A 22541-nucleotide genomic window follows, 5' to 3' on the forward strand; every position below is an offset into this window, starting at 1 on the left:
CTCAAAGGCCCGATCTACAAGGTTTTGCGACAAGCGCCTCAACCCCGACACCCGACAAAAGACGAAATGCAGTTGACGTTCATATTTTAAGTTGTACGATGACCTACAACTTCACATGAAGCTGAACCGTTTCCTACAACACATCATTTGCGTCCAGGGTGTTCGAATAATGAATCCACAAGAACTGAAGTCCATCCTCTCGTCTGGCCTGCTGTCGTTCCCGGTCACCGATTTCACTGCCCAAGGCGATTTCAATCGCGACAGCTACATCAAGCGCCTCGAGTGGCTGGCCCCGTATGGCGCCTCTGCCTTGTTCGCGGCGGGCGGCACTGGTGAATTCTTCTCCCTGGCCGCCAGCGAGTATTCGCAGGTCATCAAGACCGCCGTCGATACCTGCGCCACCAGCGTGCCAATCCTTGCCGGTGTTGGCGGTGCCACTCGCCAGGCCATCGAATACGCTCAAGAAGCCGAGCGCCTGGGCGCCAAGGGCCTGTTGCTGCTGCCGCATTACCTGACCGAAGCCAGCCAGGACGGCGTTGCCGCCCACGTTGAAGCCGTGTGCAAATCGGTGAAGATCGGCGTGGTGGTGTACAACCGCAACGTCTGCCGCCTGAACGCCACTCAGTTGGAACAACTGGCCGAGCGCTGCCCGAACCTGATCGGCTACAAGGATGGCCTGGGTGATATCGAACTGATGGTGTCGATCCGTCGCCGCCTCGGCGATCGCTTCAGCTACCTGGGCGGCTTGCCGACCGCAGAAGTCTATGCCGCGGCCTACAAGGCCCTGGGCGTGCCGGTCTACTCCTCGGCGGTGTTCAACTTCATCCCGAAAACCGCGATGGACTTCTACCACGCCATTGCCCGCGACGATCACGAGACCGTCGGCAAGATCATCGACGATTTCTTCCTGCCTTACCTGGACATCCGCAACCGCAAGGCCGGTTATGCAGTGAGCATCGTCAAGGCCGGCGCGAAGATCGTTGGTTATGACGCCGGCCCTGTGCGCACCCCGCTGACCGACCTGCTGCCAGAAGAATACGAAGCCCTGGCCGCGCTGATCGACAAGCAAGGCAAGCAGTAACAGACACGATAAGGCCGCTGAGCAATCAGCGGCTTTTTGCGTAAGGCTCGATCGCTCCCACGCATCGCGTGGGAATGCAGCCAGGAACGCTCTGCGTTCCTCGACCGCTTTAGTAGAAGGAGTAGCTCCGTGGCAGATTCAAAGCGTTTCGATAACTACATCAACGGCCAATGGGTAGCCGGTGCTGACTATTGCACCAACGTCAACCCGTCTGACTTGTCCGATGTCATCGGTGAATACGCCAAGGCTGACGCAGCGCAAGTCAATGCCGCCATCGAAGCCGCCCGCGCCGCCTTCCCGGCCTGGTCGACCTCGGGCATCCAGGCCCGTCACGATGCGCTGGACAAAGTCGGCAGCGAGATCCTCGCCCGCCGTGAAGAACTCGGCCAACTGCTGGCCCGGGAAGAGGGCAAGACCCTGCCCGAAGCCATCGGCGAAGTGACCCGCGCCGGTAACATTTTCAAGTTCTTCGCCGGTGAATGCCTGCGCCTGTCGGGCGATTACGTGCCGTCGGTGCGCCCGGGCGTCAACGTCGAAGTGACCCGCGAAGCCCTCGGTGTGGTTGGCCTGATCACGCCGTGGAACTTCCCGATTGCCATTCCCGCGTGGAAAATCGCCCCGGCCCTGGCCTACGGCAACTGCGTGGTGATCAAGCCTGCCGAACTGGTGCCGGGCTGCGCCTGGGCCCTGGCCGAGATCATTTCCCGCGCCGGGTTCCCGGCCGGTGCGTTCAACCTGGTGATGGGCAGCGGCCGCGTGGTTGGCGAAGTGCTGGTCAACAGCCCGAAAGTCGACGGCATCAGCTTTACCGGCTCCGTGGGCGTAGGGCGGCAGATCGCGGTCAACTGCGTGTCGCGCCAGGCCAAGGTGCAGTTGGAAATGGGCGGCAAGAACCCGCAGATCATCCTCGACGACGCCGACCTCAAGCAGGCCGTCGAACTGGCGGTACAGAGCGCGTTCTACTCCACGGGCCAGCGTTGCACTGCCTCCAGTCGCCTGATCGTCACCGCCGGCATCCATGACAAGTTCGTCGAGGCCATGGCCGAGCGCATGCAGTCGATCAAGGTTGGCCATGCATTGAAGGCCGGCACCGATATCGGCCCGGTGGTTTCCGAAGCCCAGCTCAGCCAGGACTTGAAGTACATCGACATCGGCCAGAGCGAAGGTGCGCGGTTGGTCAGCGGTGGCGGCCTGGTAACGTGCGACACTGAAGGTTACTTCCTGGCACCGACCCTGTTCGCCGACAGCGAAGCCTCGATGCGCATCAGCCGCGAAGAGATCTTTGGCCCGGTGGCTAACGTCGTGCGCGTGGCTGACTACGAGGCGGCTCTGGCGATGGCCAACGACACCGAGTTCGGTCTGTCCGCCGGTATCGCCACCACCTCGTTGAAGTATGCCAACCACTTCAAGCGCCATTCCCAGGCGGGCATGGTGATGGTCAACCTGCCGACCGCCGGCGTGGATTACCACGTGCCGTTCGGCGGGCGCAAAGGTTCGTCCTATGGGTCGCGTGAGCAAGGTCGCTACGCGCAAGAGTTCTACACCGTGGTGAAGACCTCTTACATCGGATCGTAAAACGCAACACCGGTCGGCACCGGGCACCGGTGCCGACCGCACACATTGATTTCCCGTATAAAAATAAATAGTGGAAGTAGATTACATGCAAGAGACCAAGCCGACGCACGTCCGCTATTTGATCCTGCTCATGCTGTTTTTGGTGACGACGATCAACTATGCCGACCGTGCCACCATCGCCATCGCAGGCTCCAGCCTGCAAAAAGACCTCGGCATCGATGCCGTCACCCTCGGTTATATCTTCTCCGCTTTCGGCTGGGCCTACGTGGCCGGGCAGATTCCCGGCGGCTGGCTGCTCGACCGTTTCGGTTCGAAAAAAATCTATGCCTTGAGCATTTTCACCTGGTCGCTGTTCACCGTGCTGCAAGGCTATGTCGGTGAATTCGGCATGTCCACGGCCGTGGTTGCGCTGTTCATGCTGCGCTTCCTGGTTGGGCTGGCCGAAGCGCCGTCCTTCCCGGGCAACGCACGGATCGTCGCCGCCTGGTTCCCCACCGCAGAACGCGGTACCGCCTCGGCGATCTTCAACTCGGCGCAATATTTTGCCACCGTGTTGTTCGCACCGCTGATGGGCTGGATCGTCTACCGTTTCGGCTGGCAGCACGTGTTCATCGTGATGGGCGTAATCGGCATCGTGTTCTCGCTGGTCTGGCTGAAGGTGATCTACAGCCCGCGCCAGCACCCGATGATCAACGAAGCCGAGTTCAATCACATCGCTGCCAACGGCGCGATGGTCGATATGGACCAGGACAAGGGCAAGGAGAAGAAAGCCGACGGTCCGAAGTGGGATTACATCCGTCAACTGCTGACCAACCGCATGATGCTCGGCGTGTACCTGGGCCAGTACTGCATCAATGGCATCACCTACTTCTTCCTGACCTGGTTCCCGGTGTACCTGGTGCAGGAACGCGGCATGACCATCCTCAAGGCCGGTTTCATCGCGTCCTTGCCGGCGATCTGCGGTTTTATCGGCGGCGTCCTTGGCGGGGTGATTTCCGATTACCTGCTGCGCAAGGGCCATTCGCTGACCTTCGCCCGCAAGGCGCCGATCATCGCCGGCCTGCTGGTGTCCAGCAGCATCGTGGCGTGCAACTACGTCGACATCGAATGGATGGTGGTGGGCTTCATGGCCCTGGCCTTCTTCGGTAAAGGCGTCGGCGCACTGGGCTGGGCCGTGGTTTCCGACACGTCGCCAAAACAGATCGCTGGCCTGAGCGGTGGCCTGTTCAACACCTTCGGTAACCTGGCATCGATCACCACGCCAATCGTCATTGGCTACATCATCAGCGCCACTGGCTCGTTCAAATGGGCACTGGTGTTCGTCGGTTGCAACGCGCTGGTGGCGGTGTTCAGCTACCTGGTCATCGTCGGGCCGATCAAGCGTGTGGTGCTCAAGGAACCAACGGCCAAGGATGCCGAACTTTCCAGCCTGTCTGAAGCTAAATCCTGAAGGAGCGGCGTCCATGCAACTGATTGAACATGCCGATTCGCCGCGTTACATCCGCCTGCACGAGCGGGACAACGTGGTGATCGTCGTCAATGACCAGGGCGTACCGGCCGGGACCGAGTTCCCGGACGGCCTGGTCACCGTGGACTTTGTGCCGCAGAGCCACAAGGTCACGCTGCAGGATATTCCCGAGGGCGGCGAGGTGATTCGCTACGGCCAGGTCATTGGCTACGCGCTGCAACCGATCCCTCGCGGCAGTTGGGTCAAGGAAGACCAGTTGCGCATGCCCACCGCGCCGCCACTGGACAGCCTGCCGCTGTCCACTGATGTGCCGGTGGCCGATGCGCCGCTGGAGGGCTACACCTTCGAGGGTTACCGCAACGCCGACGGTACCGTCGGCACGCGCAACATCCTGGGCATCACCACCACGGTGCAGTGCGTGACCGGGGTGCTGGACCATGCGGTCAAGCGCATCAAGGATGAGCTGCTGCCCAAGTACCCGAACGTCGATGACGTGGTGGCGCTGACCCACAGCTATGGCTGTGGCGTGGCGATCACTGCCACCGATGCCTACATCCCGATCCGCACCGTGCGCAACCTGGCGCGCAACCCGAACCTGGGGGGCGAGGCACTGGTGATCAGCCTGGGCTGCGAGAAATTGCAGGCCGGGCAGGTCATGCATGAAGGCGACAGTTCGGTGGACCTCAGCGAGCCATGGTTGTATCGCTTGCAGGATTCCAGCCACGGTTTCACCGAAATGATCGAGCAGATCATGGAACTGGCCGAGACCCGCCTGAAGAAACTCGACCAGCGCCGTCGCGAAACCGTACCGGCTTCGGAGTTGATCCTGGGCATGCAGTGCGGCGGCAGCGATGCGTTCTCCGGCATCACCGCCAACCCGGCGCTGGGCTACGCCTCGGACCTGTTGCTGCGTGCCGGGGCGACGGTGATGTTCTCCGAAGTCACCGAAGTGCGCGATGCGATCTACCTGCTGACTTCCCGGGCGCAAACCCAGGAAGTGGCCCAGGAACTGGTGCGTGAAATGGACTGGTACGACCGTTACCTGGCCAAGGGCGAGGCTGATCGCAGTGCCAACACCACGCCAGGCAACAAGAAAGGCGGGCTGTCGAACATCGTTGAAAAGTCCCTGGGCTCGATCGTCAAGTCCGGCAGCAGCGCGATCAACGGCGTGCTCGGCCCGGGCGAGCGCTTCAAGCAAAAGGGCCTGATCTTCTGCGCCACGCCGGCCAGTGACTTTGTCTGCGGCACGCTGCAACTGGCGGCGGGGATGAACCTGCACGTGTTCACCACCGGCCGCGGCACGCCGTACGGCTTGGCCATGGCCCCGGTGGTGAAGGTCTCGACCCGCACCGAACTGGCCCAGCGCTGGCCGGACCTGATCGACATCGACGCCGGCCGGATCGCCACTGGACGGGCGACCATCGAGGAACTGGGCTGGGAGCTGTTCCACTACTACCTGGACGTGGCCAGCGGCAAGAAACAGACCTGGGCCGAGCGGCACAAGCTGTACAACGACATCACCTTGTTCAACCCGGCACCGATTACCTGAGCCTGATTGCAGGGGTAGAGCTTGCTGGCGATGGTGTTGCTGACATGGCCATCGCGAGCAAGCTCGCTCCCACAAAGGATGTGGGGATGATTGCGGATTCTGTGACCGCCGCCGATCCAGTGTGGGAGCGAGCTTGCTCGCGATGGCGGCGGCACATTCAGCATTGATGCAAGCTGATCCGACGATAGCGCTCTAACAGACGCCAATGCCGTGAGTGGCTTATCATTAGCCACCTAACGACGCCTCTCTCAAGGTCCCCGGCATGCTGGCAATTTTCCTCGAAACCCTGAACATCACCGCGCCGGTGTTTGCCATGCTGTTTCTGGGGGCGTTGCTCAAGCGCATCAACTGGATCAACGACAACTTCATCCACATCGCCTCGTCCCTGGTGTTCAACGTCACCATGCCGGCGCTGTTGTTCCTCGGCATCCTGCATGCCGACCTGCATGCGGCGTTGCAGCCCGACCTGCTGATCTACTTTTCCATCGCTACCCTGGTGAGCTTCGCGATGGCCTGGGGCTGGGCGATCTGGCGTTGCCCGCGCGAAGATCGCGGCATCTATACCCAAGGTGCGTTTCGCGGCAACAACGGGGTCATCGGCCTGGCACTGGCCGCGAGCATGTATGGCGACTACGGGATTTCCCTGGGGGCGATTCTCGCGGCGCTGGTGATCCTGTTCTACAACACCTTGTCGACCATCGTGCTGGCGGTCTACAGCCCGGTGATCAAGTCTGACCCGTGGAGCATCTGCAAGAGTGTGATCAGCAACCCACTGATCATCAGCGTGATCATCGCCGCGCCGTTCGCCTATTGGCAGATCGGCCTGCCGAACTGGTTCGAGACCTCGGCCAAGTACCTGTCGCAAATGACCTTGCCCCTGGCGTTGATCTGCATCGGCGGCACGCTGTCGCTGGCGGCCCTGCGCAAGAGCGGCAAGATGGCCCTGAGCTCAAGTCTGGTGAAGATGGTCGGCCTGCCACTGGTGGCCACCCTCGGTGCCTGGCTCTGGGGCTTTCGCGGGGCGGAGTTGGGGATCCTGTTCCTGTACTTCGGCAGCCCCACCGCCGCCGCCAGTTACGTCATGGCCCGCGCGGCCGACGGCAACCATGAACTGGCGGCGGCGATCATCGTCATCACCACGCTGATGGCGGCGATTACCACCAACCTGGGGATCTTTGTGTTGCAGTGGGGTGGGTGGATTTAATTCTGCGGCTTGTTAGTGTTTAAAGCAGAATGGCTTGACTGGTGGCGCATTGGTATCATTGCTGCAGGACTTAACCACACTGCCACAAGGAAGACGCTGTGATCTCTTTTAAAGAGGCTTTTTCATCCATCGGGTACGACCCCCGGTCCATTCTCCTGGCCAATGGATTCTCCCAGGCCTGGAACAGCAATATCTTCAGTTATAAAAGCCTCTTTTCCAGCGCTGAGTTCGGTGTAAGAGAACGGATCGTCAGGCGTATTTTTGACACGTTCAAGACATATGACTTTGAGAAAATCATGAAGAAGCTGATTGCGACTGAAGAGATTCTCAAGGTTTACAACGCCGATCCTGCCCTGATAAGCGAAGTCCAAATGGATCAGGAGGTCATCAAGAACGCCCTGATAGAAGTGATCTCCAAGACCCATCCTGAGCTACCCCACGACGTCACCGATGCGCAGTATGTGGCGGTCAGAAAGTTTCTCCAGCCATTCGATGAAGTATTTACCCTTAACTACGACCTGCTGTTTTATTGGGCTAGGAACAAGGCTAGGCTCGAGCCGGAAGACTACGAGACAGACGACGGTTTTCGCAGGGGCCAGGTATGGGAAGGGCCTACTACGCAGAATGTGCATTTTCTTCACGGAGGGCTGCATATCTACGATACGCAAGCTGGCGTGAAGAAACATGCTTTTACCGAGCAGGGCGAGTCGATTATCGAACAAGTGAAATGGAACATGGGAAACAAGCGCTTTCCTACCTTCGTTTCAGAGCCCACCCATGAACGAAAGCGCGTCAGGATTCAGCACAACCCCTACCTCAGCTACTGTTTTGATCGGTTGGGCGAATTGGAAGGTGCATTGTTCATCTATGGGCATTCCTTCGATGAAAATGACCGGCATATCTTTGATCAGATAAGAAATAGCCGGGTGTATAAAGTTTTTGTGAGTGTCTATGGTGACGAGCACAGCGAAGAAAATACCTTGATGAAGGGACAGGCCCAGGCTTATCTGGGCGCTCACAAGGTCGAGTTTTTCAAAGCTGAAAGTGCTCGAATCTGGCGTTGAGCCGGATAGGTCCGGACAGGCGTGACACGTTCACGCCTGTGGTCGATTTCCCATCTATGCCGAAGGCTCGTACGCCTCGATCACTTCCTGCGCCGCCCGAAACGCATCGATCGCCGCCGGCACGCCCGCGTACACCGCGCAATGCAGCAATGCCTCGCGAATCTCTTCCACCGTACAGCCGTTGTTCAGCGCGCCACGCACGTGGCCTTTGAGTTCCTGCGGGCACTTGAGGGCAGTCAGGGCGGCCAGGGTGATCAGGCTACGGGTCTTCAGCGGCAAGCCGTCGCGGCTCCAGACGCTGCCCCAGGCATGTTCGTTGACGAAGTCCTGCAAGGGTTGGGTGAATTCGGTGGCGTTGCCCAACGCGCGGTCGACGAACGCGTCGCCCATGACCTGGCGACGCATGTCCAGGCCGGTCTTTGGAGTGTCGGTCATGGCAAATCCCTCTTGTGGTGTTGGCGGCGCCAGGCGCGCAGGGAGGTGAACAGCAAGAATGCGAGCAGGGCCGGCAACACATAGAACAGCATCAGCCGTTCCAGTTGGCCGGCCAGGGGCATGCCGGTGGTGAACGACACCACGTGCAGCCCGTAGGCCAGGTACAAGCCCAGCAACAGCAGGCCTTCGGCGCGGGTGACACGATAACCGGAATAGAATACTGGCAGGCACAGCACCGCCACGCCGAGCATCACCGGCAGGTCGAAATCCAGGGCGTTCGGCGAGACCGACAGCGGCGTGGGCGCGGCGAGGGCGGTTACTCCCAGCACGCCCAGCAGGTTGAACAGGTTGCTGCCGATCACGTTGCCTACCGCAATGTCCCGTTGGCCGCGCAGGGCGGCGATCAGCGAGGTGGCGAGTTCCGGCAGCGAGGTGCTGACGGCGACGATGGTCAGGCCGATGATGCGTTCCGAAAGCCCCAGGTCCGTCGCCACTTCCACCGCGGCGCCCAGCAGCAGGTGGCCGGCGAAAACCAGCATGGCCAGGCCTAGCACGATCATCGACAGGCTCTTGGGCCAGGACCCCTGGGCCACGGTGATACCCACGGCGTGCGGTCGCCCCGAGTGTCGCGATTGGCGCAGCAACAGGCCCAGGTACACCGCCAGGGCCACCAGCAGCCATACGCCGTCCAACCGGGTCAGTTCTTCATTCCAGGCCAGCACGAACACCAGCAGGCTGGCACCGATCATCAACGGGATGTCCAGGCGCACCAGTTGGCGCGAGACGCGCAGCGGAATGATCAGCGCCGAGAGCCCGAGGGTGACGAGGATGTTGAAAATGCTGCTGCCGATCACGCTGCCCACGGCGATGTCGGCGTTTTGCGCCAGGGTTGCCTGCAGGCTGACGGCCATTTGTGGGGCGCTGCTGCCGAACGCGACGACGCTCAGGCCGATGATCAGTGGCCGTACTTGCAAGCGTGCCGCCAGGCCCACGGCGGCTCGTACCAGCAGTTCGGCACCGCCGATGAGCAACAGCAGGGCGCCGAACAATTCGATCAGGCTGAGCAGCGGTAGGGCGGTGAGTAGGGAAATGGCCGGGCTCCATCTATCAGTCGTCGAGGGCTTGCACGCGCACCCGTGCGGTGCCGCTGCGCAACATGCCCAGTTGTTCGGCGGCTGCGCGGGATACGTCGATCAAACGACCACGAGTATACGGGCCGCGGTCGTTGATGCGGACCACGACGCTGTCGTTGTTTTTCAGGTTGGTGACTTTCACCCGAGTGCCGAACGGCAACTGGCGATGGGCGGCGGTCAGGCCATTCTGGTTGAAACGCTCGCCGCTGGCGGTGCGTTTGCCATGGTGCCGGGCACCGTAATAAGAGGCGACGCCGGTCTGGTCGTAGCCGTGTGGATCGACCGTCCCACTCTGGCTGGCGCAACCGGCCAGCAGGGACAGCAGGGCGCAGGCGCCGAGGAGACGCTTCATGTAGGGTTTCCAACTACAGATATGGGAGCTGACCAGTGGGAGTAAAGCCTGTGGAAGCTAAGCCAATGAGAGCAAAGCCTGTGGGAGCAAAGCTTGCTCGCGATGAACGATAACGCGGTCCACTGATGGATCGAGGTGTCTTCATCGCGAGCAAGCTTTGCTCCCACAGGCTCGCTCCCACAAGGACGAAGGGAGCCAGGCTTGAAATCTGGCCCCATGGTCATCAGCCCTCGAGCTTGCTTTTGAGCAGTTCGTTGACCTGTTGCGGGTTGGCCTTGCCCTTGGAGGCTTTCATGGCCTGGCCGACGAAGAAGCCGAACATCTTGCCGCGCTTGGCTTCGTCTGCCGCACGGTACTGTTCGACCTGCTCGGCGTTGGCCGCGAGCATTTCATCGAGCACGGCGGAAATGGCGCCGGTATCGGTGACCTGTTTCAAGCCGCGCTTCTCGATGATCTCGTCGGCGCTGCCTTCACCATTGGCCATGGCTTCGAACACCATCTTGGCGATCTTGCCGGAAATGGTGTTGTCCTTGATCCGCACCAGCATGCCGCCCAGTTGCTCGGCCGAGACCGGCGACTGGTCGATTTCCAGGCCCTGCTTGTTCAACAGGCTGCCCAGCTCGACCATCACCCAGTTGGCCGCCAGCTTGGCGTCGCCGCCGATGCTCACGACTTTCTCGAAGTAATCGGCCTGTTCGCGGCTGGTGGCCAGGACGTTGGCGTCATAGCTCGACAGCCCGAATTGCGCCTGGAAGCGCTCGCGTTTCTGTGGTGGCAGTTCCGGCAGGGTGGCGCGCACCTCGTCGAGGAACGAATTCTCGATGACCACCGGCAGCAGGTCCGGGTCGGGGAAGTAACGGTAGTCGTTGGCTTCCTCTTTGCTGCGCATCGGACGGGTCTCGTCCTTGTTCGGGTCGTACAGGCGCGTCTGCTGGATGACCTTGCCGCCGTCCTCGATCAGTTCGATCTGGCGCTGGATCTCGCTGTTGATCGCCTTCTCGATGAAGCGGAACGAGTTGACGTTCTTGATCTCGCAGCGGGTGCCGAACTCGACCTGGCCCTTGGGCCGGATCGACACGTTGCAGTCGCAGCGCAGCGAGCCTTCGGCCATGTTGCCGTCGCAGATGCCCAGGTAGCGCACCAGCGCGTGGATCGCCTTGACGTAGGCCACGGCTTCCTTGGCGCTGCGCATGTCCGGCTCGGAGACGATTTCCAGTAGCGGCGTGCCGGCACGGTTCAGGTCGATGCCGGTGGCGCCATTGAATTCTTCGTGCAGGCTCTTGCCGGCGTCTTCTTCCAGGTGCGCACGGGTGATGCCGACGCGCTTGACCGTGCCGTCTTCCAGGGCGATGTCCAGGTGGCCCTTGCCAACGATCGGCAATTCCATCTGGCTGATCTGGTAGCCCTTGGGCAGGTCCGGGTAGAAGTAGTTCTTGCGGGCGAACACGTTGTGCTGACCGATCTCGGCGTCAATCGCCAGGCCGAACATCACCGCCATGCGCACCGCTTCGGCGTTGAGCACCGGCAGTACACCGGGCATGCCCAGGTCGACCAGGCTGGCCTGGGTGTTGGGCTCGGAGCCGAATGTGGTGGAGCTACCGGAAAAGATTTTCGACCGGGTGGTGAGCTGGGTATGAATCTCCAGCCCGATCACGACTTCCCATTGCATGTGTTTCTCCTCAGAAGCCGGTTGGGGTGCGGGTGTGCCAGTCAGTGTTCAACTGATACTGGTGAGCCACGTTGAGCAGGCGGCCTTCCTGGAAATACGGCGCGAGCAACTGCACGCCCACTGGCAGGCCATCGACGAAACCGGCCGGCATGGACAGGCCCGGCAAGCCGGCGAGGTTGGCGGTGATGGTGTAGACGTCTTCCAGATACTCGGCGACCGGGTCGCTGTTCTTGGCGCCGAGTTTCCAGGCCGGGTTTGGCGTGGTTGGGCCGAGGATGATGTCGACCTCGTTGAAGGCGGCCATGAAGTCGTTCTTCACCAGGCGACGGATTTTCTGCGCCTTGAGGTAGTAGGCGTCGTAGTAGCCGGCGGACAACGCGTAGGCGCCGACCATGATCCGGCGCTGCACTTCGGCACCGAAGCCTTCGCCACGGGAGCGCTTGTACAGGTCGATCAGGTTTTCCGGGTTCTCGCAGCGATAGCCGAAGCGCACGCCGTCGAAACGCGACAGGTTCGAGGACGCTTCCGCCGGGGCGATCACGTAGTACGCGGGAATCGCGTGCTGCATGTTCGGCAGGCTGATTTCCTTGATGATCGCGCCGAGCTTCTCCAGCTCCTTGACGCTGTTATGGACCAGCTCGGCGATGCGTGGATCGAGGCCGGCGCTGAAGTATTCCTTCGGCACGCCGATGCGCAGGCCCTGCAGCGAGCCGTTGAGGCTGGCGCTGTAGTCCGGCACTGGTTCGTCGATGCTGGTGGAGTCGTTCGGGTCGAAGCCGGCCATGCCTTGCAGCAGGATCGCGCAGTCTTCGGCGGTGCGCGCCAGCGGGCCACCCTGGTCGAGGCTGGAGGCGTAGGCGATCATGCCCCAGCGCGAGACGCGGCCGTAGGTGGGCTTGAGGCCGGTGAGGTTGGTGAACGCTGCCGGCTGGCGAATCGAGCCGCCGGTATCGGTGGCGGTGGCGGCCGGCAACAGGCGTGCGGCCACGGCGGCGGCGGAACCGCCGGACGAGCCGCCCGGTACGTGTTCCAGGTTCCACGGGTTCTTCACCGCGCCGTAGTAGCTCGACTCGTTGGCCGAGCCCATGGCGAATTCGTCCATGTTGGTCTTGCCCAGAGTCACGGTGCCGGCGGCGGCCAGCTTGGCGACCACGGTGGCATCGTACGGGGCCTTGAAGTTGTCGAGCATCTTCGAACCGCAGCTGGTGCGGATGCCCTGGGTGCAGAACAAGTCCTTGTGGGCAATCGGCGCACCGAGCAGGGCGCCGGTTTCACCGTTGGCGCGCCGGGCGTCGGCGGCCTTGGCCTGGCTCAGGGCCAGCTCCTGGGTGAGGCTGATGAAGCTGTTGAGCTGCGGGTCGAGCTGGGCGATGCGCGCCAGCAGGACCTGGGTCAGCTCTTCGGAAGAAAACTTTTTATCGGCGAGTCCGCGGGCGATCTCGGCCAGGGTCATGTGATGCATGAGAGGCTCTTTCCCTTTAGTCGATGACTTTCGGAACCAGGTACAGGCCGTTTTCGACCGCTGGTGCGATGGACTGGTAGGCCTCGCGGTGATTGGACTCGGTCACGACGTCGGCGCGCAGGCGCTGGCTGGCTTCCAGTGGGTGAGCCAGTGGTTCGATGCCGTCGGTATCGACCGCCTGCATCTCGTCGACCAGCCCCAGAATGCTGTTCAGGGCAGAAGTGATGTGTGGAAGATCGGCTTCATTGAGGCCCAGGCAGGCCAGATGAGCGATTTTTTCCACGTCGGAGCGTTCAAGCGCCATGGGATTCTCCAGTGGAAAACAAAACGGACGTAATCTGTCCGTGTGTTAGATTGTCGGAACACTACCGCATTTCTACGGGTCTATACCCGCGATTGTGGGGTTTGGTGCACAGAAAAGCGGCCAATTTAACATATTGGCGCCTTGCCCAAAATCCCTGTCGTTGTTAGAGTTTGCCGCACTTTTTTACCCACGCGTTGCCTAGGGTCCCTTTCCCATGTTCAAGAAACTGCGTGGCATGTTTTCCAGCGATCTCTCCATTGACCTGGGCACTGCCAACACCCTTATTTACGTGCGCGAGCGCGGTATCGTCCTGAATGAACCCTCGGTCGTGGCCATCCGCACCCACGGTAACCAGAAAAGTGTCGTGGCTGTCGGTACGGAAGCCAAGCGCATGCTGGGCCGTACACCGGGCAACATCGCGGCCATTCGCCCGATGAAAGACGGCGTGATCGCCGACTTTAGCGTCTGCGAGAAGATGCTGCAGTACTTCATCAACAAGGTTCACGAAAACAGCTTCCTGCAGCCCAGCCCTCGTGTGCTGATCTGCGTTCCATGCAAGTCCACCCAGGTAGAGCGACGCGCTATCCGTGAATCGGCCCTCGGTGCCGGTGCCCGTGAAGTGTTCCTGATCGAAGAGCCAATGGCCGCTGCCATCGGTGCCGGCCTGCCGGTGGAAGAAGCCCGCGGCTCGATGGTCGTCGACATCGGTGGCGGTACCACTGAAATCGCGCTGATCTCCCTCAACGGTGTGGTCTACGCCGAATCCGTACGTGTGGGCGGCGACCGTTTCGACGAAGCGATCATCACTTATGTGCGTCGCAACTACGGCAGCCTGATCGGCGAATCCACCGCCGAGCGCATCAAGCAGGAAATCGGCACGGCCTATCCGGGCGGTGAAGTGCGCGAAGTCGACGTACGCGGTCGCAACCTGGCCGAAGGCGTTCCACGGGCCTTTACCCTCAATTCCAACGAAGTGCTCGAAGCGCTGCAAGAGTCGCTGGCGACCATCGTCCAGGCCGTCAAGAGCGCCCTGGAGCAGTCGCCGCCGGAACTGGCGTCGGACATCGCCGAGCGCGGCCTGGTGCTGACCGGTGGTGGCGCGCTGTTGCGTGACCTCGACAAGCTGCTGGCCCAGGAAACCGGCCTGCCGGTGATCGTTGCCGAAGACCCGTTGACCTGTGTTGCCCGCGGCGGTGGCCGTGCATTGGAAATGATGGACAAGCACACCATGGACCTGCTCTCCAGCGAATAAGTTGGCTGGATCGTCTATGTTGTTCGCTCCCGGGCAGCACTTTGCAGTGCTGCCCGTTGGCGTTTATCTTCTGTCATTCGTATCCAGGCCGGTTTGATGCCGTATGAATAAAGAAAACATTTGCCTGGGAGGAGCGGCCTATTAAACCGCTTTTCGCCAAAGGCCCCTCATTGGGTGTGCGCCTGCTGGTGCTGACCGTGCTCTCGGTCGCGCTGATGGTGGTCGATGCCCGCTTCACGCTGCTCAAGCCTGTACGCAGCCAGATGTCGCTGGTGTTGATGGAATCCTACTGGATCACCGACCTGCCGCAGCGCTTGTGGCAAGGTGTGGCCAGCCAGTTTGGCAGCCGGACCGAACTGGTCGCCGAAAACGAAAAACTCAAGACCGAAAACCTGCTGTTGCAGGGGCGCATGCAGAAGCTGGCGGCCCTCACCGAGCAGAACGTGCGGCTGCGCGAGTTGCTCAACTCTTCGGCGCTGGTCAACGAGAAGGTCGAAGTGGCCGAGTTGATCGGCATGGACCCCAACCCCTTCACCCACCGCATCATCATCAACAAGGGCGAGCGCGACGGCGTCGTCCTCGGCCAGCCGGTGCTCGACGCCCGGGGCCTGATGGGCCAGGTGGTGGAGTTGATGCCCTACACCTCCCGGGTGCTGCTGCTGACCGATACCACCCACAGCATTCCCGTGCAGGTCAACCGCAATGGCCTGCGGGCGATTGCCAGCGGCACCGGCAACCCGGAACGCCTGGAACTGCGGCACGTGGCCGATACCGCCGACATCAAGGAAGGCGACCTGCTGGTCAGCTCCGGCCTCGGCCAGCGCTTCCCGGCCGGGTACCCGGTGGCGACGGTCAAGGAAGTCATCCATGACTCCGGCCAACCGTTCGCCATCGTCCGCGCGGTGCCGACGGCTGCATTGAATCGCAGCCGCTACCTGCTGCTGGTCTTCAGCGACAACCGTACGCCCGAAGAGCGTGCCAACGACGCCGCCGTGGCCCAGGAAGCCCAGGACCGCCAGGGCGGTGAGTCGGCTGCCCCGGCGACAGCAATGCCGGCGCCTGTCCCGGCCACTGTGCCAAAACCACAAGTGCCTGCACCGGCGACGGCGGCTCCGGCCACCACACCGGCAACAACCCCGGCCACCGCACCCGCCGCGCCCGCTGTGAAACCGACCCGCTCGGCTACTCACGCGCCCGCCGCGCAGCCTGCTCAACCAGTCCGGCCCGCCGCCAAACCGCCAGCCTCCACGCCGGCCACTGCGCCAGCCACCAGGGGAGCACGAGAAGAATGAGCAGTACCCAATCCGGTAACGGCTGGATGGTCTGGCTGACCTTCGCCATCGGCCTGTTGCTCAGCGTTTCGCCGCTGCCGCAATTCATGGAAATCCTGCGTCCACTGTGGCTGGCCCTGTTGCTGGCCTTCTGGGCGCTGGCCTTGCCGCACAAGGTCGGCATGGTCACCGCCTGGTGCCTGGGCCTGGCCGAGGACGTACTTTATGGCACGTTGCTGGGGCAGAACGCGCTGATCCTGACGCTGATCACCTTCCTGGTGCTGTCGCTGCAACAACGCCTGCGGATGTTCCCCATGTGGCAACAATGCCTGGTGATCCTGGTGATCTTCGGCCTGGCGCAACTGGTGCAATTGTGGCTCAGCGCGCTGACCGGCAATCGCCAGCCGACCCTGGCGCTGGTCTTGCCAGCCCTGGTCAGCGCCTTGCTCTGGCCCTGGGTCAGCTTCGGTTTGCGTGGCCTGCGCCTGCGTTTCAAAATCAACTGATTCGCTCAGGATATCTACACTTTTTTTGGTGACTCATATCCCTGTGGCGAGGGAGCTTGCTCCCGCTCGGTTGCGTAGCGACCGTAAGATTGGGGCCGCTACGCGGCCCAGCGGGAGCAAGCTCCCTCGCCACAAAAGCCGGCCGCGTTAGGGAGATGTCTTGATGAAACCGCTTTACCTCGCCTCAGGCTCGCCGCGTCGGCGTGAACTGCTCACGCAGATCGGCGTGCCCTTTACCGCCATCGGCGCGGACATCGACGAAACTCCCCTGGACCACGAAACCCCTTCGGCCTATGTCGAGCGCCTGGCGCGCGGCAAGGCCGAGGCGGGGCGGCGAGCCCTGGACGCCGGCATGGATGGCTGCGTGTTGGGCGCCGATACGGCTGTGGTACTGGACGGGCGAATTCTCGGTAAGCCCGTGGACCAGGCCGATTCCATGACGATGCTCTTGAGCCTGTCCGGTCGCGAACATGAAGTGTTGACCGCCATTGCCCTACTGGATGGGCAGCGTTGTGAAACCCGCGTTGTGCGCAGCCGGGTGCGCTTTCGGTCGATAACGGAACAGGAAGCGGCGGCGTACTGGGCCAGTGGTGAACCCCGGGACAAGGCCGGCGGCTATGGTGTTCAAGGGCTGGGTGCGGTGTTCGTCGCCGGGCTTGAAGGCAGTTATTCAGCCGTGGTCGGCCTGCCGCTGTGCGAAACCGCAGAACTACTGGGCCATTTCGGCATACCCTGTTGGCAAACCTTGAGCGCGCGCTGAGCGCCGTCTGACTTGATGCGGCCATAATCGTGAATATGCCTGAACGAGACCCTGCCATGAGTGAAGAGATCCTGATCAACATCACGCCGATGGAATCGCGCGTGGCGGTGGTTGAAAACGGTGTGCTGCAAGAGGTCCACGTCGAGCGCACGCAAAAGCGCGGCATCGTCGGCAATATCTATAAAGGCAAGGTGGTGCGGGTGCTGCCGGGCATGCAGGCGGCCTTCGTCGACATCGGCCTGGACCGCGCGGCATTCATCCATGCGTCGGAAATTTCCATGCGCGAAGGGCCTGCCGTGGAGAGCATCAGCGCGCTGGTGCATGAAGGCCAGAGCCTGGTGGTGCAGGTCACCAAGGACCCCATTGGCTCCAAGGGCGCGCGCCTGACCACGCAACTGTCGATTCCGTCGCGCTACCTGGTGTACATGCCGCGTACCGCTCACGTTGGCATTTCCCTGAAGATCGAAGACGAAGGCGAGCGCGAACGCCTCAAGCAGGTGGTCAGCGACTGCGTGGAAAAAGAAGGCATCAAGGAAGCCGGTGGCTTCATCCTGCGCACCGCTGCCGAAGGGGCCGGGGCCGATGAGATCCTCATGGACATCCGCTACCTGCGCAGGCTCTGGGACCAGATCGCCGCGCAGATCAAGACCATCGCCACCCCCAGCGTGATCTACGAAGACTTGGGCCTGGCGCTGCGGACCCTGCGTGATCTGGTCAGCCCCAAGATCGAGAAAATCCGCATCGACTCCCGGGAAACCTTCCAGAAGACCACCCAGTTCGTCGCCGAACTGATGCCGGAAATCGCCGACCGCCTCGAGCATTACCCTGGCGAGCGGCCGATTTTCGACCTGTATGGCGTCGAGGATGAAATCCAGAAAGCCCTGGAGCGCAAGGTACCGCTCAAGTCCGGCGGCTACCTGGTGGTCGATCCGGCCGAGGCCATGAGCACCATCGACGTCAACACCGGGGCGTTCGTCGGCCATCGCAACCTGGAAGAGACCATCTTCAAGACCAACCTGGAAGCCGCCACGGCCATCGCCCGGCAACTGCGGCTGCGCAACCTGGGTGGGATCATCATCATCGACTTCATCGACATGGAAGATGAAGAGCACCAGCGCCAAGTGCTGCGAACCCTGGAAAAACAACTCGAACGCGATCACGCCAAGACCAACATCATCGGTATCACCGAGCTGGGCCTGGTGCAGATGACCCGCAAGCGTACCCGCGAAAGCCTTGAGCAGGTGCTGTGCGAGCCATGCAGCAGTTGCCAGGGCCGCGGCAAGCTCAAGACCCCGGAAACCGTGTGTTACGAAATCTTCCGGGAAATCCTCCGGGAGGCACGCGCCTACCAGGCGACTGGCTATAGAGTGTTGGCGAACCAGAAAGTGGTGGATCGCCTGCTCGACGAGGAGTCAGGCAATGTCGCGGAGCTGGAAGCGTTTATCGGACGCACGATTCGCTTCCAGGTGGAAACCATGTATTCCCAGGAACAATACGACGTGGTGTTGCTCTGAAGAGCTTGGGAAGCGGCGGGCCCGCGGATTTGATTGTCTTTGCCAGGGGAGCCCACTGACATGGAGCGTCTGACACGCATTTTGGCGGCGCTGACTCGCTGGGGGCTGGGGCTGTGCGCGCTGTTGCTGGTGCTGCTGGCGTTGTACGTCAGCCTCGGTCGCGAGCTGGTCCCGCTGGTGGCCGAATACCGCGCCGAGGTCGAGACCCGCGCTGGCGCAGCCCTGGGTATTCCTGTGCACATTGGTAGCCTCGACGGTAGTTGGAGCGCCCTGGCGCCGATCCTGGCAGCGCGCGACGTGGTGGTCGGCGAGGGCCCCAACGCCTTGCACCTGGACCAGGTGCGAGCCGTGCCTGCCCTGTGGGACAGCCTGTTGGCACGTCAGGTGCGCATCGCCCACCTGGAAGTCAGCGGCCTGAAAATCAGCCTCAAGGAGGGCGCCGACGGCAAGTGGGTCCTGGAAGGCCTGCCGGTGCAGGACGACCAGCCCCTCGATCCGCAGCAATTGCTCGAACGCATGCAAGTGGTTGCCAAGCTCTCGGTGCTCGATAGCCAGGTGACCTTGCAACCCGTCGATCAACCACCGCTGACCCTGACCTACGTCGGCTTGAGCCTGCGCACCGGCGCCACCCGCCAGCGCCTGGACGCACGCCTGACCCTGCCGGACGGCCAGCCGGTGGCGATCAACCTGCGTACCCGCCTGCGCGCCAGCGACTGGAAGAATGGCCAGGCCGATGCCTACGTGAGCCTGCCGCAAAGCGACTGGTCCAAATGGTTGCCGAAACGCCTGACCCAGCAATGGAATTTCTCCCGGATCAAGGCCGGTGGCGAGTTCTGGCTCAGTTGGGGCGAGGGCACGGTGCAAAGCGCGGTCATGCGCTTGAACGCTCCTGACATCCAGGGTGCCTACGCCGAGCGCAAGCCGGTGCAAATCCATAACCTGGCGCTCAATGGATATTTCCAGCGTGGCGACCAGGGATTTACTGCGACCTTCGATTCCCTGGCGATGAACCTGGGCGAAACCCACTGGGAATCGCGCCTGCAACTGCAACAGAGTGCCGCCACCGAAAAGGCCGAGGAGCGCTGGCACCTGCAGGCCGACCGCCTCGACCTGACTCCGCTCACGCCGTTGCTCAATGCCCTGGCGCCGTTGCCCGAAGGCCTGGCGACGACCATCGACCGTCTCAAGGTGACCGGTGCCCTGCGCAACGTGCTGTTGGACTATCGGCCGCAAAATACCGGTGACCAGAAAGTCAGCTTCGCCACCAACCTGGACACCGTCGGCTTTGATGCCTATCGTGGCGCCCCGGCTGCGCGCAACGTCTCCGGCAGCCTGAGCGGCGACCTCGGTGGCGGCGAGCTGCGCATGGACAGCAAGGACTTTTCCCTGCACCTGGACCCGATTTTCGCCAAGCCCTGGCAGTACTTGCAGGCCAACGCCCGACTGACCTGGAAGCTCGACAAGCAAGGCTTCACCCTGATCGCGCCGTATCTGAAGGTGCTGGGCGAGGAGGGCCGGATTGCCGGCGACTTCCTGATCCGCCTGCATTTCGACCACAGCCAGGAAGACTACATGGACCTGCGGGTCGGCCTGGTGGACGGTGACGGGCGCTACACCGCCAAGTACCTGCCGGCGGTCCTCAGCCCGGCGCTGGATGAGTGGCTGCGCACGGCCATCGTCAAGGGCGCGGTGGATGAGGGCTTTTTCCAGTACCAAGGCTCGCTGAATAAAGGTGCCGGGGACGCGGACCGCAGCATCAGTCTGTTTTTCAAGGTGCATGACGCCGAGCTGGCGTTCCAGCCGGGCTGGCCTTCGGTCAGCAAGGTCAGCGGCGATGTCTTCGTCGAAGACAGCGGCGTGCGCATCTACGCCAGCCAGGGGCAATTGCTCGAGACCCAGGTCAAGGATGTTTCGGTGAACATTCCCCACGTACCCAGCGGGCAGAGTTCTCATCTGCTGCTGGACGGCGGGTTCGCCGGAGGCCTGGGAGACGGTTTGAAGATCCTCCAGACCGCGCCGATCGGGACCGCAGAGACATTCGCCGGCTGGGAAGGCGAGGGCGACCTGCAAGGCAGCGTCAAGCTCGATATCCCGCTGGTCAAAGGCGAGCAACCGAAGATCCTCGTGGACTTCGCCACCGACAAGGCTCGTCTCAAGCTTAGCGAGCCGGTGCTGGAGCTGACCCAGCTCAAGGGCGATTTCCGCTTCGACAGCAATAAGGGCCTGAGCGGCAAGGGCATCAGTGCCCGGGCATTCGACCGGCCCGTGACCGCACAGATTTTTGCCGAGGGCCGCGCCGGAGCGCTCAACACACGGGTCGCTGCGTCCGGACAGGTGGAGATCAAGAAACTCACCAGTTGGCTGAACGTCACCCAGCCGTTGCCGGTGTCCGGTGTCGTGCCCTACCAGTTGCAAGTGATCCTTGATGGCGCCGATAGCCAGTTGTCGGTCAGTTCCAACCTCAAGGGCGTGGCCGTCGACCTGCCGGCACCCTTTGGGTTGGCTGCCGATGTCGGGCGCGACACGGTGTTTCGCATGACCCTGCAAGGGCCGGAGCGGCGTTATTGGGTTGATTATGGCGACCTGGCCAGTTTCACTTACGCCGCTCCGAGCGGCAAAGTCGCCGACGGTCGCGGCGAACTGCTGCTGGGTGCCGGCGATGCGGTGCTGCCCGGGGCCAAGGGGCTGCGGCTGCGCGGCACACTGTCGCAATTGGACGTGAGTCCCTGGCAGGATCTGGTGAACAAGTATGCCGGCCAGGATCCGGGCGGCAGCGCCAAGCAACTGCTCAGCAGCGTCGATCTGACCGTTGGCAAGCTCACAGCCATGGGTACCACCCTGGACCAGGCATCGGTGCAACTGGACCGCAAGCCGGATGCCTGGGCCATGCGGCTCGACAGCCAGCAGGCCAAGGGCAATGTCAGCCTGCCAGATGCAAAGGCCGCCCCGATTGGTATCAGGCTTGATTATGTTCGCCTGCCGGCCACAGACCCGACGGTCCAGGCGGATGAGAATGCACCGGACCCGTTGGCCTCGGTCGATCCCGGCAAAATCCCAGCCATGGATATTGCCATCGACCAATTGTTCCAGGGCCCCGATCTTATCGGTGCGTGGTCGTTGAAAGTGCGCCCGACCGCCAAGGGCATCGCGCTGAACAATCTGGACATGGGCCTCAAGGGCATGGTGTTGAACGGCAGTGGCGGCTGGGAAGGCGCGCCCGGTTCCACCAGCAGTTGGTACAAGGGCCGTATCAGCGGCAAGAACCTGGGCGACGTACTCAAGAACTGGGGTTATGCCCCGAGTGTGACCAGCCAGACCTTCCGCCTGGATGTCGATGGCCGCTGGCCCGGCTCGCCGGCGTGGGTTGCCACCAAGCGTTTTTCCGGCAGCCTCGACGCTTCGCTGAACAAAGGCCAATTTGTTGAAATTGAAGGCAGTGCCCAGGCGTTGCGGGTATTTGGCCTGCTGAACTTCAACTCCATCGGCCGACGCTTGCGCCTGGACTTCTCCGACCTGTTCGGCAAGGGCTTGAGCTACGACCGGGTCAAAGGGCTGCTGGTGGCGAGCGACGGTGTGTACGTGACCCGCGACCCCATCACCCTGACCGGGCCGTCGAGCAACCTGGAGCTCAACGGCACACTGGACATGGTGGCCGACCGGGTCGACGCCAAGCTGCTGGTGACGCTGCCGGTGACCAACAACCTGCCGATCGCCGCGCTGATCGTTGGCGCACCGGCGGTGGGTGGCGCGCTGTTTCTGATCGACAAACTGATCGGTGACCGTGTGGCACGCTTTGCCAGCGTAAGATACGACGTCAAGGGACCGTGGAAAGAACCGAAGATCACCTTCGACAAGCCGTTCTGACAGGTGATGCGATAACCCCTGTGGGAGCGAGCTTGCTCGCGATGAGGCCGGTACATCTAACATGTGTGTTGACTGACA

At 62.0% G+C, this 22541-nt stretch carries 18 protein-coding genes; 12 read left to right on the top strand and 6 right to left on the bottom strand.

The features are described from left to right. Positions 1-169 precede the first annotated feature (169 nt). From kdgD to Q7F16_RS05195, 6 genes are all read left to right on the top strand, one after another. Entirely contained in the window at positions 170-1081 is a 912-nt protein-coding gene (gene kdgD / locus Q7F16_RS05170; RefSeq protein ID WP_014336610.1) for a 5-dehydro-4-deoxyglucarate dehydratase, read from the top strand. 129 nt (positions 1082-1210) lie between these two features. Next, positions 1211-2656, top strand: a complete 1446-nt coding sequence (locus Q7F16_RS05175; protein ID WP_014336611.1) for an aldehyde dehydrogenase family protein — start codon at positions 1211-1213, stop codon at positions 2654-2656. Between the two features lie 85 nt (positions 2657-2741). Then, positions 2742-4106, top strand: a complete 1365-nt coding sequence (locus tag Q7F16_RS05180; protein ID WP_014336612.1) for an MFS transporter — start codon at positions 2742-2744, stop codon at positions 4104-4106. A 13-nt stretch (positions 4107-4119) separates the two neighbouring features. Then, positions 4120-5673, top strand: coding sequence for a galactarate dehydratase (garD, locus tag Q7F16_RS05185; RefSeq protein WP_014336613.1), 1554 nt, complete (start codon positions 4120-4122; stop codon positions 5671-5673). A 262-nt stretch (positions 5674-5935) separates the two neighbouring features. Next, a complete protein-coding gene (locus Q7F16_RS05190; protein WP_046063174.1) occupies positions 5936-6877 on the top strand; it encodes an AEC family transporter in 942 nt (313 codons plus the stop codon). 98 nt (positions 6878-6975) lie between these two features. Next, positions 6976-7941 carry a DUF4917 family protein gene (locus tag Q7F16_RS05195; protein WP_409555966.1) on the top strand — a complete coding sequence of 322 codons (966 nt, stop codon included), beginning with the start codon at positions 6976-6978 and terminating at the stop codon, positions 7939-7941. Positions 7942-7995: 54 nt separating this feature from the next. On the opposite strand, the gene Q7F16_RS05200 is transcribed toward Q7F16_RS05195, so the two are convergent. The 6 genes from Q7F16_RS05200 to gatC all read right to left on the bottom strand — a co-directional run bounded on the left by Q7F16_RS05200 (position 7996) and on the right by gatC (position 13296). Next, a complete protein-coding gene (locus Q7F16_RS05200) occupies positions 7996-8376 on the bottom strand; it encodes a carboxymuconolactone decarboxylase family protein (protein ID WP_409555965.1) in 381 nt (126 codons plus the stop codon). Then, positions 8373-9434, bottom strand: coding sequence for a calcium/sodium antiporter (locus tag Q7F16_RS05205; protein ID WP_053178204.1), 1062 nt, complete (start codon positions 9432-9434; stop codon positions 8373-8375). Before Q7F16_RS05205 ends, Q7F16_RS05200 begins: the two co-directional genes overlap by 4 nt. A gap of 49 nt (positions 9435-9483) precedes the next feature. Continuing rightward, positions 9484-9861: a septal ring lytic transglycosylase RlpA family protein gene (locus Q7F16_RS05210; RefSeq protein WP_014336618.1), complete on the bottom strand. Its 378-nt coding sequence runs from the start codon at positions 9859-9861 to the stop codon at positions 9484-9486. A 223-nt stretch (positions 9862-10084) separates the two neighbouring features. Next, positions 10085-11530: an Asp-tRNA(Asn)/Glu-tRNA(Gln) amidotransferase subunit GatB gene (gatB, locus tag Q7F16_RS05215; RefSeq protein ID WP_003197813.1), complete on the bottom strand. Its 1446-nt coding sequence runs from the start codon at positions 11528-11530 to the stop codon at positions 10085-10087. 10 nt (positions 11531-11540) lie between these two features. Beyond that, the gene (gene gatA, locus Q7F16_RS05220) at positions 11541-12992 is read right to left on the bottom strand and encodes an Asp-tRNA(Asn)/Glu-tRNA(Gln) amidotransferase subunit GatA (protein ID WP_186650106.1); all 1452 of its coding nucleotides are present in this window, start codon (positions 12990-12992) and stop codon (positions 11541-11543) included. A 16-nt stretch (positions 12993-13008) separates the two neighbouring features. After that, the gene (gene gatC / locus Q7F16_RS05225; protein ID WP_020297123.1) at positions 13009-13296 is read right to left on the bottom strand and encodes an Asp-tRNA(Asn)/Glu-tRNA(Gln) amidotransferase subunit GatC; all 288 of its coding nucleotides are present in this window, start codon (positions 13294-13296) and stop codon (positions 13009-13011) included. A 214-nt stretch (positions 13297-13510) separates the two neighbouring features. Between gatC and mreB the strand changes: the two genes are divergently transcribed. The 6 genes from mreB to Q7F16_RS05255 all read left to right on the top strand — a co-directional run bounded on the left by mreB (position 13511) and on the right by Q7F16_RS05255 (position 22463). Then, positions 13511-14548 carry a rod shape-determining protein MreB gene (gene mreB / locus Q7F16_RS05230; protein WP_002555108.1) on the top strand — a complete coding sequence of 346 codons (1038 nt, stop codon included), beginning with the start codon at positions 13511-13513 and terminating at the stop codon, positions 14546-14548. Between the two features lie 140 nt (positions 14549-14688). Next, positions 14689-15840 carry a rod shape-determining protein MreC gene (mreC, locus tag Q7F16_RS05235; RefSeq protein ID WP_409556036.1) on the top strand — a complete coding sequence of 384 codons (1152 nt, stop codon included), beginning with the start codon at positions 14689-14691 and terminating at the stop codon, positions 15838-15840. Continuing rightward, a complete protein-coding gene (gene mreD / locus Q7F16_RS05240) occupies positions 15837-16325 on the top strand; it encodes a rod shape-determining protein MreD (RefSeq protein ID WP_003197820.1) in 489 nt (162 codons plus the stop codon). The genes mreC and mreD overlap by 4 nt, the downstream gene beginning before the upstream one ends. A gap of 163 nt (positions 16326-16488) precedes the next feature. Beyond that, entirely contained in the window at positions 16489-17085 is a 597-nt protein-coding gene (locus tag Q7F16_RS05245; RefSeq protein ID WP_046063846.1) for a Maf family protein, read from the top strand. Positions 17086-17141: 56 nt separating this feature from the next. Beyond that, a complete protein-coding gene (rng, locus tag Q7F16_RS05250) occupies positions 17142-18599 on the top strand; it encodes a ribonuclease G (protein ID WP_003177988.1) in 1458 nt (485 codons plus the stop codon). Between the two features lie 60 nt (positions 18600-18659). Further along, on the top strand, positions 18660-22463 hold the full coding sequence (locus Q7F16_RS05255; RefSeq protein ID WP_409555964.1) for a YhdP family protein: 3804 nt from the start codon (positions 18660-18662) through the stop codon (positions 22461-22463). Positions 22464-22541 lie beyond the last annotated feature (78 nt).

This window comes from Pseudomonas sp. Lb2C2 (assembly GCF_052112205.1).
GTDB lineage: Bacteria > Pseudomonadota > Gammaproteobacteria > Pseudomonadales > Pseudomonadaceae > Aquipseudomonas > Aquipseudomonas kilonensis.

Excerpts from the sequence above, each read along its gene's own strand:
- mreB (WP_002555108.1), top strand. The coding sequence starts at position 13,511 with ATGTTCAAGAAACTGCGTGGCATGTTTTCCAGCGATCTCTCCATTGAC.
- gatB (WP_003197813.1), bottom strand. The coding sequence starts at position 11,530 with ATGCAATGGGAAGTCGTGATCGGGCTGGAGATTCATACCCAGCTCACC.
- Q7F16_RS05180 (WP_014336612.1), top strand. The coding sequence starts at position 2,742 with ATGCAAGAGACCAAGCCGACGCACGTCCGCTATTTGATCCTGCTCATG.
- garD (WP_014336613.1), top strand. The coding sequence starts at position 4,120 with ATGCAACTGATTGAACATGCCGATTCGCCGCGTTACATCCGCCTGCAC.
- rng (WP_003177988.1), top strand. The coding sequence starts at position 17,142 with ATGAGTGAAGAGATCCTGATCAACATCACGCCGATGGAATCGCGCGTG.
- mreD (WP_003197820.1), top strand. The coding sequence starts at position 15,837 with ATGAGCAGTACCCAATCCGGTAACGGCTGGATGGTCTGGCTGACCTTC.
- kdgD (WP_014336610.1), top strand. The coding sequence starts at position 170 with ATGAATCCACAAGAACTGAAGTCCATCCTCTCGTCTGGCCTGCTGTCG.
- Q7F16_RS05190 (WP_046063174.1), top strand. The coding sequence starts at position 5,936 with ATGCTGGCAATTTTCCTCGAAACCCTGAACATCACCGCGCCGGTGTTT.
- gatA (WP_186650106.1), bottom strand. The coding sequence starts at position 12,992 with ATGCATCACATGACCCTGGCCGAGATCGCCCGCGGACTCGCCGATAAA.
- Q7F16_RS05210 (WP_014336618.1), bottom strand. The coding sequence starts at position 9,861 with ATGAAGCGTCTCCTCGGCGCCTGCGCCCTGCTGTCCCTGCTGGCCGGT.
- Q7F16_RS05245 (WP_046063846.1), top strand. The coding sequence starts at position 16,489 with ATGAAACCGCTTTACCTCGCCTCAGGCTCGCCGCGTCGGCGTGAACTG.
- gatC (WP_020297123.1), bottom strand. The coding sequence starts at position 13,296 with ATGGCGCTTGAACGCTCCGACGTGGAAAAAATCGCTCATCTGGCCTGC.
- Q7F16_RS05255 (WP_409555964.1), top strand. The coding sequence starts at position 18,660 with ATGGAGCGTCTGACACGCATTTTGGCGGCGCTGACTCGCTGGGGGCTG.
- Q7F16_RS05200 (WP_409555965.1), bottom strand. The coding sequence starts at position 8,376 with ATGACCGACACTCCAAAGACCGGCCTGGACATGCGTCGCCAGGTCATG.